Origin of the sequence: Agrobacterium sp. S7/73 (assembly GCF_019355535.1) — a bacterium.
GTDB lineage: Bacteria > Pseudomonadota > Alphaproteobacteria > Rhizobiales > Rhizobiaceae > Agrobacterium > Agrobacterium tumefaciens.
In genome coordinates this window covers 135,311-152,763 of record NZ_CP072137.1, presented here as the reverse complement: position 1 = coordinate 152,763, position 17,453 = coordinate 135,311, and the positions used below count along the sequence as shown (strand labels likewise).

At 58.9% G+C, this 17,453-nt stretch carries 17 protein-coding genes; all 17 read left to right on the top strand.

The window, feature by feature from the left end:
- The first annotated feature begins 60 nt into the window (after nt 1–60).
- The 17 genes from J5276_RS15705 (at nt 61) to eutC (ending at nt 17,426) form a co-directional block, all read left to right on the top strand.
- On the top strand, nt 61–546 hold the full coding sequence (locus J5276_RS15705) for a MarR family winged helix-turn-helix transcriptional regulator (RefSeq protein WP_026330963.1): 486 nt from the start codon (nt 61–63) through the stop codon (nt 544–546).
- Nucleotides 546–1,256, top strand: coding sequence for an SDR family NAD(P)-dependent oxidoreductase (locus J5276_RS15700; protein ID WP_209159623.1), 711 nt, complete (start codon nt 546–548; stop codon nt 1,254–1,256). Before J5276_RS15705 ends, J5276_RS15700 begins: the two co-directional genes overlap by 1 nt.
- A gap of 1 nt (nt 1,257) precedes the next feature.
- Nucleotides 1,258–2,589, top strand: coding sequence for an FAD-binding oxidoreductase (locus J5276_RS15695; RefSeq protein ID WP_035199278.1), 1,332 nt, complete (start codon nt 1,258–1,260; stop codon nt 2,587–2,589).
- Between the two features lie 140 nt (nt 2,590–2,729).
- Nucleotides 2,730–4,391, top strand: coding sequence for a peptide ABC transporter substrate-binding protein (locus J5276_RS15690; RefSeq protein WP_003517694.1), 1,662 nt, complete (start codon nt 2,730–2,732; stop codon nt 4,389–4,391).
- 125 nt (nt 4,392–4,516) lie between these two features.
- The gene (locus tag J5276_RS15685; protein WP_209159597.1) at nt 4,517–5,467 is read left to right on the top strand and encodes an ABC transporter permease; all 951 of its coding nucleotides are present in this window, start codon (nt 4,517–4,519) and stop codon (nt 5,465–5,467) included.
- Between the two features lie 42 nt (nt 5,468–5,509).
- Nucleotides 5,510–6,400 (top strand): ABC transporter permease, encoded by an 891-nt coding sequence (locus J5276_RS15680; RefSeq protein ID WP_003517690.1) that lies wholly within the window; start codon nt 5,510–5,512, stop codon nt 6,398–6,400.
- Nucleotides 6,401–6,412: 12 nt separating this feature from the next.
- On the top strand, nt 6,413–7,738 hold the full coding sequence (locus J5276_RS15675) for an FAD-binding oxidoreductase (protein WP_209159596.1): 1,326 nt from the start codon (nt 6,413–6,415) through the stop codon (nt 7,736–7,738).
- A gap of 59 nt (nt 7,739–7,797) precedes the next feature.
- Nucleotides 7,798–8,139: a cupin domain-containing protein gene (locus tag J5276_RS15670; RefSeq protein ID WP_236742498.1), complete on the top strand. Its 342-nt coding sequence runs from the start codon at nt 7,798–7,800 to the stop codon at nt 8,137–8,139.
- A 418-nt stretch (nt 8,140–8,557) separates the two neighbouring features.
- Nucleotides 8,558–9,466 carry a LysR family transcriptional regulator gene (locus J5276_RS15665; RefSeq protein WP_003517687.1) on the top strand — a complete coding sequence of 303 codons (909 nt, stop codon included), beginning with the start codon at nt 8,558–8,560 and terminating at the stop codon, nt 9,464–9,466.
- A 147-nt stretch (nt 9,467–9,613) separates the two neighbouring features.
- Nucleotides 9,614–10,396 carry a carbon-nitrogen hydrolase family protein gene (locus tag J5276_RS15660; RefSeq protein ID WP_003517686.1) on the top strand — a complete coding sequence of 261 codons (783 nt, stop codon included), beginning with the start codon at nt 9,614–9,616 and terminating at the stop codon, nt 10,394–10,396.
- Between the two features lie 15 nt (nt 10,397–10,411).
- Complete coding sequence (locus J5276_RS15655) at nt 10,412–11,077, top strand: RraA family protein (RefSeq protein ID WP_003517685.1); 666 nt, start codon at nt 10,412–10,414, stop codon at nt 11,075–11,077.
- A gap of 62 nt (nt 11,078–11,139) precedes the next feature.
- Nucleotides 11,140–12,180 (top strand): ABC transporter substrate-binding protein, encoded by a 1,041-nt coding sequence (locus J5276_RS15650; RefSeq protein WP_209159595.1) that lies wholly within the window; start codon nt 11,140–11,142, stop codon nt 12,178–12,180.
- Between the two features lie 301 nt (nt 12,181–12,481).
- Nucleotides 12,482–13,555 carry an ABC transporter ATP-binding protein gene (locus J5276_RS15645; RefSeq protein ID WP_209159594.1) on the top strand — a complete coding sequence of 358 codons (1,074 nt, stop codon included), beginning with the start codon at nt 12,482–12,484 and terminating at the stop codon, nt 13,553–13,555.
- Nucleotides 13,552–14,430, top strand: a complete 879-nt coding sequence (locus J5276_RS15640; RefSeq protein ID WP_003517681.1) for an ABC transporter permease — start codon at nt 13,552–13,554, stop codon at nt 14,428–14,430. Before J5276_RS15645 ends, J5276_RS15640 begins: the two co-directional genes overlap by 4 nt.
- Nucleotides 14,431–14,442: 12 nt before the next feature.
- Nucleotides 14,443–15,237 carry an ABC transporter permease gene (locus J5276_RS15635; RefSeq protein ID WP_013761321.1) on the top strand — a complete coding sequence of 265 codons (795 nt, stop codon included), beginning with the start codon at nt 14,443–14,445 and terminating at the stop codon, nt 15,235–15,237.
- Nucleotides 15,238–15,249: 12 nt separating this feature from the next.
- Nucleotides 15,250–16,650: an ethanolamine ammonia-lyase subunit EutB gene (locus J5276_RS15630; protein WP_209159593.1), complete on the top strand. Its 1,401-nt coding sequence runs from the start codon at nt 15,250–15,252 to the stop codon at nt 16,648–16,650.
- Complete coding sequence (gene eutC / locus J5276_RS15625) at nt 16,650–17,426, top strand: ethanolamine ammonia-lyase subunit EutC (protein ID WP_025596021.1); 777 nt, start codon at nt 16,650–16,652, stop codon at nt 17,424–17,426. Before J5276_RS15630 ends, eutC begins: the two co-directional genes overlap by 1 nt.
- Nucleotides 17,427–17,453: the final 27 nt, after the last annotated feature.

The following is a 17,453-nucleotide window of genomic DNA, read 5'->3' as shown; positions in this document are numbered from 1 at the left end:
CGGCACGCCGGGAAAGCGTGTGCGCCAATGTCGATCTTTGACCATTCGAACGGAAACTCCATGTCCAAACCAACTGAAAACCCGCCGACATCGCCAACTGATATCAATCTCGACGTGCTTGAAGACACGCTGAGCTTTTACATCCGCACGATCAACCTTGCCGTATCGCGCGATCTCGATGCCCGGCTGGACGGGCTGGATGTGGCGAAGGGAACTGGAAAGATCACGACCCTGCTGCTCGTCGATGACTACCCGGGTATCCGTCCTTCAGTGATAGCTCATCTGACGATGCGGGACCGGTCTGCAATGGGCAGGATCATCGACCAGATGGTGTCGCACGATCTGATACGCCGGGAAGTGTCGCAGGAGGACAGCCGCGCCCAGGAGCTTTACATCACCGAAGCCGGAGCGGCGCTTGCAACGAAAATCCGGGAGATCGTTCCGCAGCAATCGCGCGATTTCTTCAGCTTCATCCCGGAAGACGAGCAGAAGCAGGTTATCGACATTTTGCGTCGCGCCTACCGCCATATTGTGGGGCTAGCATGATGGAACGAACGACAAAACGCGTTGCTCTCATATCCGGTGCAAGTCGGGGTATAGGCGACCATATCGCTGCTACTCTTCTTGGCGAAGGCTGGTCGGTATCGCTTGGTATGCGCAGCCCGTCGCTGCCGCAATGGGCTGTAGGTCACGAGGAACAGGTCCATCTTGCCCATTATGACGCAAATGATGCGAGTGCGGAGAAGCGCTGGGCCGATGAAGCCTATCAGCATTTCGGTCGTATCGATGCTGTCGTGGCCAATGCCGGCATCATGATACCGAAGACAGTGATCGAAGCAGATGACGAAGACATCGACGCCATGCTTGCGGTCAACGTCAAGGCACCGAGAAGGCTGGTTAAGGCCGCCTGGGAGGCGTTGAGCGAGAGCGGTCGTGGCCGGGTCATCATCCTCGCTTCCCTCTCCGGCAAGCGGGTGAAGTCCGCATCTGCCGGTAGCTATTCTCTCTCCAAATTCGCGGCGGTCGCGCTTGCGCATGCCATCCGACAGGCGGGCTTCGAAAGCGGCGTGCGCGCGACAGCCGTATGCCCCGGTTTCGTTGCGACAGATATGGCGACCGCCTTATCCGAACGGCCGGCGGATCAAATGACCCAGCCCGCCGATCTTGCCCGCATCATTGCCACGCTGCTGTCCTTACCGAATGAGGCTTCCGTCGCCGAATTCGCCATCAATTGCCAGCTTGAGGAGTTTTTCTGACATGCCCGGTCCTTATGTCGTTCCCGTCCATGGCGATGCGGAATTGCCGAAAGAAGTCGATGTCGTCGTCATTGGCGGCGGCATTATCGGCACCTCCACCGCGCTTGAACTCGTCGATCAGGGGCTGCGTGTTGCGCTTTGCGAAAAGGGCGGTATCGGCCACGAGCAGTCGAGCCGCAACTGGGGCTGGGTGCGCATTTCCCGCCGCGATCCACGCGAGGTGCCCTTGATGGCAGAATCGCTGCGCATCTGGGCGGATCTCAATCGTCGTACAGGGCGGGAGACTGGTTTCAAGCGTTCCGGCATCGTCTTTACATGCGCAAACGAAAAGGAATTTTCCGAGCACGAACGCTGGAACCGCAATCTGGAAGGCTACCAGATTGAAAGCCGCATGCTGAGTGCAAAGGAATTCAAGGCGAAATATCCTCATTCCAACATGGATGTCGCCGGTGCGCTCTATACTGCCGGTGATTGCCGGGCCGAGCCGCAGCGCGCCGCGCCTGCCATTGCGGAAGCTGCCCGCGACCGCGGCGCCTTCATCCTGACCGAATGCGCCGTGCGCGGTCTGCAGCTTTCCGGCGGCAAGGTGTCTGGTGTCGTGACAGAGCGCGGTGAAATTGCCTGCAAGGCGGCGGTCATGGCGGGTGGCGCGTGGTCCAGCCTGTTTCTCGGCAACAACGGTCTCGATCTGCCGCAGCTCAAGGTCATGAATTCCGTGCTGCGCACAAAGCCGCTGGAAGGCGGTCCGGAAGAGGCAATCTGGTCGAACGGTTTTGCGATCCGCAAGCGTCTCGACGGCGGATATACGATCGCGAACGGCTTCCAGAACATCGTCGACATCGTGCCCGCATCTTTCCGTTATGCACTGAAATTCCTGCCGGCTCTGCGGCATGAGTGGCGCTCGCTCGACCTGCGCCTGACTGGCCGCTTTTACGATGAATGGCGCATTCCGCGCCGCTGGGCGCTCGATGAGGCTTCACCCTTCGAATATAACCGCGTCCTCGATCCCGTTCCGGCGATGGACATGACGGACGGCGCCTTTGCCAAGCTGAAGAAGGCCTTCCCCGTTTTCGAAAAGGCCGAAATTTCGCAGCGCTGGGCGGGCATGATCGATGTGACGCCTGACGCTATTCCGGTCATCGACAATATCGACGCCATTCCGGGCTTTCATGTTGCAACCGGCTTTTCCGGCCATGGCTTCGGCATCGGCCCGGCGGCTGGAAAACTCATGGCTGATATCGTCACAGGCCGCAATCCGATTGTCGATCGTCGCGATTTCCGTTTCAGCCGCTTCAGCGACGGCTCGAAGATCGAGCTGGTCAGCGGCTTTTGAAATGAAAAGCCCGGCGGTCAGGTGCCGCCGATCCTTTTGACGCATGAGGCAGGCAACTGCTGATGGGAGTAGTACCGCCCAAAGAGGCGGAAGCAAAAATAATCGTCGTGTTCAACCATCGGATCAAGGGGAACTAAAAAATGTCCGACCAGAACAAGCCGCTTATCAATACCACCCGCCGCCAGGCACTCGGCCTTTTGGCGCTCGGCGCATCCGGCGTCGTCCTTTCAGGTCTTCCGGGTTTTTCCCGCGCCATGGCGCAGGACAAGGCCGCCAAAGGCCAGCTCACGGTCGGCTTCTCGCAGGAGCCTACCGTGTTCAATCCACATATGCCGCATATTGAGGTAGACGAAGGCATTCATTTCAGCATCTTCGACCCGCTGTTTTATGTCGACGAGAAAGGTGCCTTCGTGGCAGCTCTCGCCGCCGAAGTGCCGACGGTCGAAAACGGCGGCATTTCCGCCGATGGTCTCAACTGGAAGGTCAAGCTGCGTGACGACGTCAAATGGCACGACGGCAAGCCGTTCACCGCTGAAGACGTAAAGTTCACGCTTGAACTTCTGGTCGATCCCAACTTCCGTTCATGGCGCAAGACCGGGCACGAATTCGTAAGGGATTTGACCGTGGTTTCGCCGACGGAAATCACCTGGAAGATGGAAAAGCCCTTCGCGCCCTATCCCTCGATCCTTGCTTCCACATTTATTACGCCGAAGCACCTCCTAGGTGCGGAAGCTGACCGCAATACCGCCGCCTATAACAACGCGCCGGTCGGAACGGGCGCATTCAAATGGAAGGAGCGGGTTGCGGGTGACTACATTCTGCTCGACGCCAATACCGAGTATTTTGGTGATGGCCCGCATATAGAGCGTCTGGTCTACAAATACGTACCCGACCTGAATGTGATGTACACCCAGTTCAAGACCGGCGACATAGACGTGGTGGGCCTGCAATGGATCACACCCGACCATTATGACGAGGCCAAGGATCTCGCCGGCAAGGTGGTCAACGTCGTGCCGGGCTCGACGATTGAATCCCTCTCGTTCAACATGGAACGTCCACAGTTCAAGGAGCCGGCGGTAAGAGAGGCGCTTTATGCGGCGATCGACAAACAATCGATCATCGAGGCCCTTTATTACGGTTTGCCCACACCCACCGAAAGCTACGTTCCGCAGCAGTCTTTCTATTACAATCCAGATCTTCCCAAGCATGAATATTCCATCGAGAAAGCTAAAAAGTTGCTCGACGATGCGGGCTGGGCGCCCGGGGCGGACGGCATTCGCGCCAAGGATGGCGTGAAGCTCGCCTTCACCTGCTCCACGACAGCGGGCAATCACATCCGCGAACAGGTTCAGCAATACATGCAGCAATCCTTCAAGGATATCGGCGTGGAGATGACCATTTCGAACCTGCCGCCAGCTGTCATGTGGGGTGACTACTGGATGCTGTCGAAGTTCGATTCGGTTATCGTCGGGCTCGACTTCCTGACCGGCCCGGATCCCGATACCTCCGACTTCTTCCGCTCGACGTCGAGTGCTGCAAAAGGCGGCTCGGGCCAGAATACCTGGCAGTTCGTCAACAAGGACGTCGATGATCTTCTGGCCAAGGGCGGCAGTCTCTTCGTGCCGGAGGAGCGCAAGGCCGTCTACCTGAAGATCCAGGAGATCATGCGCAAGGAACTGCCGCTGTTGCCGCTGTTCCAGTACGCAACGGTGCGTGGTCACAAGCAGGGCGTCGAAAACGTGAAGCCAAACGTCAATAACCGTATCGATACCTGGAACGTTGCGACCTGGCGTCTGGCGTAAAGCTTGCCGCAGACAGGGCTTTATGCCCGATCCATGTGAAGTGCCGGCTTTGAAGCAGCCGGCACTCTGACGGCTATTCGTGGATGGTTGCTAGCCAGTTCCACGATGCGACCTGGAGTCTCATCATGCTGACCTTTCTTCTCCATCGGATATGGCAGAGCCTCGTACTTCTGCTGCTTGTCTCGATCATCGGTTTTGCCATCCTCAACCTCGCGCCTGGCGGGCCATTGTCGCAATTTGCCCTGACGCCCGGCATGACGCGGGAGGCGCTTGATCGCATCGCCCACCAGATGGGTCTCGATCGACCCTTGCCGGTGCAATATCTCGAATGGGCCTGGCGCCTGCTGCAAGGCGATTGGGGGAAATCCTATCGCGACCAACGTCCGGTTCTCGATATCATCTCCGGGCATTTGTTTGCGACCCTGCTGTTGATGGTCTCATCAACCGTCGTATCCATCCTTGTCGGCACCTGGATCGGTATCAAGGGGGCGACCAAACGTTACACGCTGTTCGATTACACCGCCACGGTCGGGGCCATGGTCGCGCTTTCAATTCCCACCTTCTGGTTCGGACTGGTGGCCATCTATGTTTTCGCGCTCAGGCTGAAATGGCTACCGGCGGGCAACATGTATACGATTGGCGATCAGTCTTTTTATGACTATTCAATTCACCTGATCATGCCGAGCCTGGTACTTGCCCTCGTCAACATCGCCGTCTGGAGCCGCTACATGCGGACTGCGACGCTTGACGTCATCAATCAGGATTTCGTCCGTACCGCCCGCGCCAAGGGGCTGACCCCGCGCCGGGTTCTGATGAAACACGTCGTCGGCAATGCACTTCTGCCAATGATTACCCTTGCCGGTCTCCAGCTCCCGACGATTCTCGGCGGCGCGCTTGTCACGGAGACGGTCTTTACCTGGCCCGGCATGGGCCGCCTGTTCCTCGATAGCCTTGGTTATCACGACTACCCCGTCGTGATGGGGCTTCTGATGTTTTCCGCAATCCTCGTACTCATCGGAAGTCTGCTCGCTGACCTCATGGTTGCTCTCGTCGATCCCCGCATCCGGCTCGGATAGAGCCGGATCGACGAAACGCCGCACTCAATCGAAGGAAAGACCATGTCCGCTGCAACCCTCCATCCCTCGCAGGCCGCACCGCGGTTTCACTGGTGGCAGAACCGCACGCTGCGCCGTTTCGCCCGCCACAAGCTTGCTGTGCTCGGCCTCATCATGATCACCGTCATGATTTTCGCCTGCGTGGTTGGGCCCTATCTCTTGCCTTACGACGAATTGTTCATCGATCTGCGCGCCCGTTTTGCCCCGCCGATGACCGGTTACCATATTTTTGGCACCGATCCGCTCGGACGCGACATAGCCGCGCGCCTTTTCAATGCCGGCCGCATTTCACTGCTGGTCGGGTTTTTCGCCATGGTGCTGTCGACACTGATCGGCACCATCATCGGTGTCGTTGCGGGTTATTATGGCGGGCGCATCGGCGCGATACTGATGCGTTTCGTCGATGCCTTTCTGTCTTTCCCGAGTATTTTCCTGCTTCTCGCTCTGGCTGCTTTCGTCAAGCCGAGCCCGTTCATGATCACGGTTATCATTGCCGTCACAAGCTGGATGGAAATTGCCCGTCTGGTTGAAGCGGAAGTGCGGTCTCTGCGCGAACGCGACTTCGTCATGGCAGCCCGTATGCTGGGCCTGCCCAATGGCTGGATCATGTTCCGGGAACTGCTGCCGAATGCTGTCGGCCCCATCATCGTTGCCGCGACCCTGACGGTCGCGCGTGCCATCCTTCTGGAAGCCTATATCAGCTTTCTCGGTTATGGCATTCAGCCGCCGCTGCCGAGCTGGGGCAATATGCTGAACGGAGCCCAGCAATATCTCGACAAGGCGCCCTGGCTCGCCATCGTGCCGGGCGTCGCCATCACGCTTGCCGTCACCAGCTTCAATTTCATCGGTGATGGGCTTCGTGATGCGCTCGATGCGCGCAGCGACCTGAACTGAAGGTTTCGGTAGATGGTTTCGTTCTCACCCTTTGACGTGACACTGTGGTATGCGACCGCAGCTTCAGCACCGCATACGGAGCCTCTTTCGGGTCGCGTGCGGGCCGATGTCTGCATCGTCGGCGCGGGTTATACCGGTCTGACGACCGCATTGGAGCTGGCGAAAACCGGCATCAATGTCGTGCTTCTGGAGCGGCAGGAAATCGGCTTCGGCGGTTCGGGCCGCAATGCCGGACATTGCACCCCGACCTTTACCCATTATAGCCTGCCAGAGCTGCGCAGGATGCTGGGCGAGCCCTGGGCGGAACGGCTGATCGAACGGCAAACGCGGGCAAATAACCGCGTCTCGAGCATGATCCGCGACTATCAGATCGACTGCGAATGGGTACAGAACGGTTATGTGATGGGCGCACCGCATAAGGGCGCCATGGATGAGATCAGGCGCAAGGTCGAGACCTATAATGCTGTGGGCGCGAAAACCCGGCTGCTCGACCGTGACGAGGTGGAAGCGGTCACCGGCAGTCCGCGTTTCGACGGCGGCTGGCTGCACGAAGAGGCAGGTCACCTCAATCCGCTCGGTTACGCCCGCGGTCTCGGCCGTGCTGTCATCCAGGAGCGCGGAAAGATATTTACCGGCTCGGCGGTGACGGGTTGCGAACGCGACATAACCGGAGGCTGGAAGGTCAAGACCGATCGCGGAGAAGTGGTCGCGTCGAAAGTGATCTTTACCACTGGCGCTTATACGGTTGGTGGTTGGCCCAAGCTGGATCGAACCTTCAAGATTCAACGCGTTTTCGTTGCCGCTACGCAAATTTTGTCCGAAGAGACACGCCGGACCGTCCTGCCGCAGAACACGACCATTCATGATGGTCGCGGCGATATCTACGTCTACAAATACAATGCCGAAGGCCGGATCGTCGCATCGATGTTTCCCATGGGACGCCGCGGCCGCGACATGGCCTATACGAGACAGGTCATGAGCGAACGGCTCAAATGGCTGCATCCAAAGCTCCGGGAAGAGATCCGCTGGGAGTATTTCTGGTTCGGCGAACTCGATATGCAATATCGCACCGTACCGCGGTTTTATGGTCTCGCGCCGGGCGTTGTGGCTTTGACCGGTCTTTCGGGCCGTGGTGTGCCGACCGGCTCGATGCTCGGTTCCATTCTTTCGGAATGGGCGCTTGGCAAGCCAGAGAACGAGCTTGCCCTGAAGCTGGAACCACTGAAGGCAGCTCCCTTCTTTATGGGTTTCGCACCCGCAATGGCGCTGCGTTACTACCGGCTGCGCGACAACATATCCACGAAACTAGCTGGGGCGGAACTGCCGCCCCATGCCTGAACCGGCGCGGCCCCAAGGTCCGTGCCAACATTGACAAAGCAAGGAGAATTCCCGTGACCATGCCGATTTTCAATATTTCCGATGACGTGGATCTTGTTCCGGCCATGCCCGCCGAAGGCCGTGAAGGCGGTTCGTATCGTCGCCAGATATGGCAGGACCAGGTCGAAAATGGCACGATCGTCGCAGTCTGGAAGGCCGAGCCCGGCATCTACAACTATCCGGGTCGTGACCTCGAGGAAACTTTTGTCGTCGTTGAGGGTGAGGCTATGTATTCGCAGGCCGAAGCCGACCCAGTGAAGATCGGTCCCGGATCGATTATCAGCATCGCCAAGGGCGTGCCAAGCCGCCTCGAAATCCTGTCGCCGTTCCGTAAGCTCGCAACTGTCATCCCGAAGCCGTGAGGTTTGGGGGAGGGGTGCCTGCAGATTTAAGGCAGGCTGTGTCCTGTATGCGGGGCACGAAGATTGAGGTCTCGCCGATCTGTCTTTCGTCACAGCGATCCGCCGCAACGCTGATGGCCCGACAATCAAAGATTTAAAGAAACAGGGCTCCGAGGAGACGCAGAGCCCTGTTTGCGTTCAATGGTTTGGGAAGCAGCTGGTGCAAAACAGGCCACTCATTTGAAACATCCTTGTGACCGTCATCCCTTTTCCCAGCGCCAGCCGGTGCGAAAAAGCGGTGCCAGGGCCAGGCCGTTGATCCCTTGCTTATGGGGGCGTGCATCGGACATACTTGCACTCGAACCACAAAGGGCCAAGGGCAAGACGAGCCAGCGACGTTAGTGCCGGCTCGCGGAGCCATGCGGGAAGATTTTACCTCATGAATACGCGATTTCTCGAAACTTTCCTCTGGGCTGCACGACTGAACAGCTTTTCGGCGGCCGCGGAACGGTTGAATACCACCCAGGCGTCGGTGTCCAACCGAATTGCCGCCCTCGAAAGGGAGCTCGGCGTCGTGCTTTTCACGCGCGATGTGCGCTGCGTCAACTTGACACCTGCTGGTCGTCTGGCGCTGCAGCATGCCGAAAAGATCGTCAATCTGACCGGTGAGTTCCGACAGATCGTGAGTAGCCGGGAGGCGCTGAGAGGCACCGTGCGCATCGGTGCTGCCGACACGATCGTCTATGCCTGGTTGCCGCTGCTCATTCGCCGCATGAACGAACGTTACCCCGGCGTCAGCCTGGATCTGACCATCGACACCAGCCTGAAACTATCCCAGCGCATTCAAAACGGTGAGGTGGATGTCGGTTTCATCATGGGGCCGATCATGGCTGCAAATATCTACAATTCACCGCTCTGTACGTTCGAGTCCTGTTGGGTTGGCGCGGTTGAATTGCCGCTGCCGGAAACGGGCGTCACACTCGAAGATATCGCGCATTTTCCGTTACTTACCTTCTCGACAGGCTCGCAGCCACATCAGGCGTTGCGCGCGTTGCTCGATTCTCACGGGTTGTCCGACAGCCGCATCTATAATTCCAATTCGCTGTCGATCATGACCCGCCTTGTGGCCGCGGCCGTTGGGGTGGGCGCTTTGCCGCGTGTGCTGGTGGACGGCATCATCAAATCCGGTGAGGCGCGTATTCTCGACATTAGTCCGTCAGTACCGCCCCTCACATTTCACACCGTTTATCAGGAGCGTGGCGACAACGCGATTGCCCGGGCCATTGCCGATATGGCGACGGAAATCGTCAGTGAAACCACCACGCAATGGATGACGGCTGCCGCCTAAATTTTGCGCTGCAGCGCAAAATGATTAATCTATAAGCTTACCTTATGGGTTTCGATAGAGTTTTTCCGTTTGTAATGAAAACAGTTCCCGTTCTTAATTCTCCTCGCAACATGAGAGGAGAGCAACGTGAAAGTCTCACTTGTTCAAATGAATACCCAGAATGACAAGGCAGAAAACCTTAAGGTTGCTGCCGATCTTATTGAGAAGGCAGTCAAGGCGGATAATCCTGACCTTGTTGTTCTTCCGGAATACTTTGCATTTCTTGGAGATAATCCCCAGGAGATGCATGAGAGCGGGGAGGAATTCCCTGACGGCGAGATTTACACGCTGCTCTCGGGGCTGGCCAAGAAGCACGCGATCACGCTGCATGCCGGCTCCATCGTCGAGAAGGAAGGCAATCGCTTTTACAATTCGACGCTCGTTTTCGGGCCGGATGGCAAACAGATCGCGCGTTACCGCAAGATGCACCTGTTCGACGTCGATACGCCGAACGGCATCAGCTACCGCGAATCCGACTCCGTTGCCCGTGGCGAAGAAGTGGTGACCTACAAGGTTGGCGACAAGACGGTCGGTTGTGGCATCTGCTACGATATTCGCTTCCCTGAACTGTTTCGCGCCCTGCGGGACAAAGGTGCAGACGTCATCGTTCTCCCAGCGGCCTTCACCCTGATGACAGGCAAGGACCATTGGGAAGTTCTGGCGCGCGCCCGTGCCGTCGAAACCCAGACCTACTTTCTGGCCGTCGGCCAGATCGGCACCCATGCGGGTGGCAAGAAGGCATGCTGGGGGCATTCCATGGTCATCGATCCGTGGGGCCACATCGTCGCCCAATGCTCCGACAGCGTTGGAACGGCCGGTGCCGTCCTTGACTTCGACTATTCGGCCAAGGTGCGCGCCAACGTACCGGTGGCGAACCACCACGTTCTCTGATCGGAGAAAGACTCAATGTTTATCGCCAACCCCATGCCCGAACAGATCGGTGCCGACATCATCGAGCTTCTTGAGAAGGTCGAAGTCGCAACGATCGGTCACGTGCTTCACTCCGGCTTCGTCGATCCTGAAATCCGCGCCGTCCTTCCGGGCAAACGTGTGGCAGGCACTGCCGTCACGCTGCGCATCCCCAATGCGGATTCGACCATGCTCCACTATCTATCGCAGTTCGTGCGTCCCGGGGATATCGTCCTCATCGACCGTTGCGGCGATACCCGTCACGCCTGCTGGGGCGGTGTTATCACCAACACCATGAAGATGGCCGGCGTTAAGGCCGGTGTCGTTGATGGCCCGGCGACCGACTTCTCGGAGTTCGCCAAGGTCGACATGCCGATGTGGTGCCGTGGTCCTTCGCCCATCACCACCAAGATCCTCGGCCTCGAAGGCGCGATCAACGTTCCGATCAGCGTCGGCGGCCAGGTGATCAATCCGGGTGATGCGATCCTGTGCGATGAAAGCGGTGTTGTCGCTCTTCATCCAAGCCAGGCTCGAGCCATGGCTGAACGCGCCATCGGCATGCAGGAAGCCGAACTCGTGCTTCTGCAGCGCCTGCGCAACGGTGAGAAATTGCCGGACATTTCTGGCGCCAACAAGCTCGTTCAGGCCAAGCTGAGCGCCTGACATCGTCTTATGGGTGGCGGATCAGTCCGCCACTCCAAATAACAATAGAGGAGAACAGGACAATGAAGAAAACAATACTTCTGAGTGGGATTCTCATGCTCGGCGCGGCCGCTCTGCCGGCGCAGGCCCAGCAGACCGTGACGTTCCTCGGCTATAGCGGCCTTTTCCAGGAGCGTTACACCAAGGCCGTCATCGAACCTTTCATGGCGGCTAACCCTGATATCAAGATCGAATATTTCCCGCAGCAGGGCTCTGCTGCAATGCTCGGCTCGCTGCGCGCCCAGAAGGCTGCGCCGCAGTCCGATATCGCTCTGATGGACGTCTCCGTCGCCAAAACAGGTACGGACGAAGGTCTGTTTGACAAGATCGACGAAAGCGTAACCAAGAATGTCGCCGACCTCTATCCTAATGCCCGCTTCGAAGGCGTGGCCGGGGTTGGCGTAACGTTCGACAATCTCGTGCTCATCTACAATACCGATGCCATCAAGACGGCTCCCGACAGCTGGAACGCTCTGAAGGATAGCGCCCTCAAGGGTAAAGTCGCCATGCTGAGCGCCCCCGATATCGTCGGTATCGGTACCACCATCATCATGGACCATATGAATGGCGGCACTGATTTCATCAAGAACATCGATGCCGGCATCAATGCGATGGCTGAAGTTGCTCCGAATGTGCAGACCTGGGAGCCGAAGCCGGAAGTCTATCCGAACGTTGTCAACGGCCAGGTTTCGCTGGGCGTGGGCTGGAACGCCCGTAGCCAGGTGAATGCTGACGGTTCCAAAGGCAAGATGAAGGTGGTTCTTCCGAAGGAAGGGACGATCCTCCAGATCAACACGCTCAACCTCGTCAAGGGTGGTCCGTCGTCCGAGGCTGCGCGCAAGTTCGTTGATTATGCGCTGAGCCCGGAAGCCCAGGCTGCCTTTACAGCCGCCATGTATTATGCGCCGACCAATTCCAAGTCCTCTGTCTCTGCCGATGTGAGTGAGCGCACGGTCGTCAAGGCGATGGACAAGGTCATCCCGGTGGATTGGATTGGCCTCTCGAAGGTCCGTGACCAGATTACGCAGGACTGGCGCCGCAAGGTCATTCCCCTCAGCCGTTGAGACTTCTGCGCAGAGCGCAAAAAAAGAAAGGACTTCCGCGGCTCCCATGGCAGTCGCGGAAGCAGCATACCAAAACCCTCGGTTCATCTCCTCTGTCGGCGCTAGGGCGGAAGAGGTTGGAGCCGACGCGGACATGCATTCCGAGCGGCCCACAAGGCCTGCACCAGGGGAGGAACCGCGAAACGGCGCAGCGAATTTTCGCCGCGCTTGCGTAGATCAAGGGCCAAGGCATTTCCGATTCCCTGTGGGTCGGAGATGTCCTGGAGAAAGGCAAGAAGCCAGAATGGGAACTTCAGATACCATGCAGCCAGGATTCCTCTCGATTCGTTCACTGACCAAGCGCTACGAGACAATCGTCGCCGTGGATAATCTCAATCTCGAGATTCCCAAGGGCGAACTGGTTGCCTTCCTCGGTCCTTCCGGCTGCGGCAAGTCGACGTCGCTGCGCATGATTGCAGGCCTCTCTCCTGTCTCCTCGGGGTCTATCCTGATCGACGGCAAGGACGTGACGAAACTTGCGCCTTATAAGCGTGACATTGGCCTCGTTTTCCAGAGCTACGCGCTCTTCCCCCACATGACGGTCCTCAAGAATGTCATGTTCGGTCTTGAAATGCGCAAAGTGCCTGCTGCCGAGGCGGAACGCCGTGCCCGTGAGGCCATTGCCATGGTGCGTCTGGAAGGGCGCGAGGACCGTCGCCCTGCCCAGCTTTCCGGAGGCCAGCAGCAGCGCGTCGCACTGGCGCGCGCCCTCGTCATCCAGCCGTCCATTCTCTTGTTTGACGAACCTCTTTCCAATCTCGACGCAAAGCTGCGCGACGAGATGCGCGCCGAGATTCGCCGTATCCAGAAACAGCTTGGCATCACTTCCATCTTCGTCACGCATGATCAGGTTGAGGCGCTCAGCATGTGCGACAAGGTCGCTGTGCTCAATGGCGGGCACCTGGAACAGCTTGGCACGCCGCACGATCTCTATGAGCGCCCGGCCACGGCATTCGTCGCCTCCTTCGTCGGTCGCACCAACAGGCTGGTCGGCAACGCCGCCGGTGACCGCATCACGGTTGGCGATGCGGTGCTGCGAGCGCCCGGTGAGCACAGCGGTAAGATCGACCTGATGGTACGGCCGCATCGCATGGCCATGACCGTCGCTGGCGATGCCGTCCCCGATTTCGACGGAGCGCCCGTCAATCGCATCGCCGGCGAAGTCCGCGATGTCTATTATGCAGGCGACATCCTGCACTACGAGATCGCCGCTGGCGGGCAGACCCTGTCCGTGGAGCGCGCGACCTCCGGCGGTGAAACGCCGGTCGCGGCAGGCAGCGCGGTCAGTCTCGTCTGGCGCGTGGAGGATACTCTGGTCTTCGGAGCAAACCGATGACGGCGGCGGTCATGATCACGGCTCCCGGTGGCCGTACCTCTTCCATCGTGTTTCTCGCAACTCTTCTTCTTGGACCCATCATTGCGGTCAACGGTCTGGCCTTCGTGTTGCCCGTCTTCAACCTGCTGCTGCTTTCCTTCCGCGAAAGCCTCGGCGGCGGCGGTCTCGGGGAAGCCCATACGCTCGACAACTGGTCGTCGACACTGACCGACGGTTTTTATATCGAGCTGATTGGTCAGAGCATTCTGACCAGCCTTATGATCACCGTTCTCACGCTGCTCGCCTCCTATCCCATCGCCCTCTACCTTCACCGGGCGCAGGGTCGCTGGAAAACACTTTTGCTGGTGCTGGTCATTTCGCCGCTGCTCACCTCGGCGGTGGTGCGCACTTATGGCTGGATCGCAATCCTGGCGGATGACGGCCTCATCAACAACATCCTCTTCGCACTGGGTGCGCAAGGCGGGGTGCGTCTGCTGTTCAACAAGATCGGCGTCGTCATCGGGCTTACCGAAATCCTGATGCCCTATATGATCCTGGCGCTCCTCGCTGGCTTCGGCAGGCTTGATCCTCGCGTCGAGGAAGCTGCGGAAACGCTCGGCGCATCGCCCTGGAAAGTGTTCTGGCGGATCATCGTGCCGCTCACCATGCCCGGCGTGGCCCTGGGTTGCCTGCTCTCCTTCGTGCTGGCCGTCAGTTCGTTCATCACTCCCAAGCTACTCGGCGGCGGCCGCGTCTTCCTTCTGGCAACGGAAATCTATGATCAGGCCATCGTGACGCTCAACTGGCCACTCGCCGCTACGCTTTCGATGATCATCCTCGTGATTTTCGGTGCCGCCCTAGTGCTTTATTCCCGGCTTCTGCGGGCCATTCTGTAAAGGAGATCGAAGATGGAAGAACGTCCCGCTCCGCTGGCGCTGAAAATTGTCGCCTTCATCATGTTCCTTTTCCTCCTTGCGCCTGTGGTGCTCGTCGTGCCGATCTCGTTTTCGGCCGACAGCTACATGACCTTCCCGCCCTCCGGCTGGAGCCTGCGCTGGTATGTGGATCTCATGCATAATTCCAAGATGATCGGCGCCCTGGGCACCAGCACGCTCCTTGCGGTCATCGTTACCGTTCTGTCCATGCTGATTGCGCTGCCCGCCTCCTATGCCATCGTGCGGATGCGGGTGATTGGCGCGGATACATTGCTCGCCTTCTTCACCGCGCCGCTTCTTCTGCCGACTATCGTTCTTGGCCTTGCGATCCTGATCGTCTTTGCCGGTGCGGGCCTGCTCGGCACATTCACGGGTCTGGTGATCGCGCATCTAATCATCGTGTTGCCCTATGCGCTGCGTGTACTCACCACGTCGCTTGCGGGCCTGCCGCTGATCTACGAGGAGGCCGCCTCCACGCTCGGGGCGTCACCTCTTACCGTCTTTCGCCGCGTCACCATGCCGATGATCGCGCCTGGCATCGTTGCAACGGCAGCGCTTTCCTTTCTCGTCTCGTTCGATGAAGCCGTGATTTCGCTGTTCCTCACCGGTCCGCGCATCACGACGCTTCCCGTTGCCATGTATCAGCATGTCGAAACCCAGGCTGATCCGCTTGTTGCCGCCATCTCCGTTCTTCTGATCGTGCTCACGCTTGCCGTCGTCCTGATCGTGGACCGCACGGTGGGCCTGACGAAGACTTTCGTGAAGTAAGGGGCCGGAAAAATGGCTTATCGACAGATCGCAGCCGGCACGACCTATCGTTTCGACGATCTGAAAACCCTGATGGCAAAGGCGACGCCGGAAAGGTCCGGTGACCAATTGGCCGGGATCGCGGCGGAAGGGCCGGTGGAGAGACTGGCGGCGCAGATGGCGCTGGCCGATCTGCCGCTTTCCACCTTTGTTGCACATGAATTGATCGCCTCGGACGAGGACGAGATTTCGGCCCTGATCGCGCGCCAGCACGACGCACTGGCCTTCGCGCCGGTGTCTTCTCTGACGGTTGGCGAATTTCGCGAGTGGCTGCTCAATTCCAAGGTCGGGCACGCGGAACTTGAGGCGGTAAGTTGGGGTTTGACACCGGAAATGGTGGCGGCAGTCTCCAAGATCATGCGTCTGCAGGATCTCGTGACGGTATCGGCCAAACGGGAGGTCGTGACCCGTTTTCGCAACACGATTGGTCTTTCCGGCCGCCTGTCCACCCGCAACCAGCCAAATCATCCGACTGACAGTTCCCGTGGCATCGCCATCTCGGCCATTGACGGGTTGCTGCTGGGGAGCGGCGATGCGGTGATCGGTGTTAACCCGGCCACCAGCGCTGTGACGGACTATATCCGCGTCGTGCAGTTGCTTGACGATCTGCGGCAATGGCTGGACATCCCAACCCAGACCTGCTGCCTTGGCCATGTGACGACGGCTATCAGGGCGATGGAGCGCGCTGCACCCGTCGATCTAGTTTTCCAGTCGATTGCGGGTTCCCAGAAGGCCAATGCGGGCTTCGGCATTGATCTTGCCGTTCTGCGAGAGGCTCATGAGGCTGGTCAGTCGCTGAAGCGCGGAACTATCGGCAGCGACCTCATGTATTTCGAGACGGGGCAGGGGGCTGCCCTGTCGGCCGATGCGCATTTTGGTGTCGATCAGCAAACGATGGAGGCGCGTGCCTATGCCGTGGCGCGCGAATTCTCGCCGCTTCTGGTGAATACCGTCGTCGGCTTCATCGGTCCGGAATATCTCTATAATGGCAAGCAGATCATTCGCGCCGGGCTTGAAGATCATTTCTGCGGAAAGCTGCTTGGCCTGCCGATGGGTGTCGACGTCTGCTACACCAACCACGCCGATGCCGACCAGGAAGACATGGACGTGCTGCTGACCATGCTGTGCGCCGCTGATGTGAACTTCGTCATTACCGTGCCAGGCTCGGACGACGTCATGCTGAACTACCAGACGCTTTCCCATCACGATTCAATCTATGCCCGCGAAACGCTGAAGCGTCGGCCTGCGCCGGAGTTTGAGGAGTGGCTGGTGAATATGGGCGTGACGGATGCCGCCGGCCATATGATCGAGAACCCTGCGCTGATGAACCGGGGGCTTCGCGAACTTGATTTTCTTGGAAGGGACGCCGCCTGATGCGTGACCGCCGGCCCTCCCTCATCTCCAGCCCGCCGGAACGTCTCAAGGCCCTGCGTGTGGCAACCGATGCACGCGTGGCGCTCGGCCGCACGGGTGCAAGCCCGCCCACGCGCGCGGTACAGACATTTCTGTTGGATCATGCGCAGGCGCGCCAGGCCGTGTGGCGTCCGCTGGACATTGAAAAAATGGAGCGTGACTTGCGCGCTTCGGGTGCGGATGTCGTGCATGTCGCAAGCCGCGCGCAGGACCGTGCGGATTACCTGCGCCGACCCGATCTCGGCCGTGCTCTTTCAGACGAAGGCCGTCTGGCGCTCGACGGGCAGGCCAAGGGAGCCGATGTCGCATTGGTAATCGCCGACGGGCTTTCCGCAACAGCTGTGGAGATGAATGCAGTGCCGGTGGCAACGGCGTTGCTTAATTCACTTGCAAGCAACGGATTGACGGTTGCGCCGATCACACTTGCCACGCAGGCACGGGTTGCGCTGGCGGATGATGTGGGAGCCGTCCTCGGCGCAAAGGTGGCGGTGATCCTGATTGGCGAGCGGCCGGGCCTTTCGGCAGCCGACAGTCTTGGTGCCTATGTCACCTTCAGGCCGGAGACCGGGCTGCCGGACTCCCGACGCAACTGCATTTCCAATATTCGTGATGGTGGCGTGCCGCCCGTCGAAGCGGCGGGGAAGATCATGACCCTGATCAGCGCCATGTGCCAGCAGGAGACAAGTGGCGTGACGCTGGTTGAATTCGAAAAGCCGCTGACGGCTTTGTCCGACTAGAAACAAAGCAGATCTCATTCATAGCCA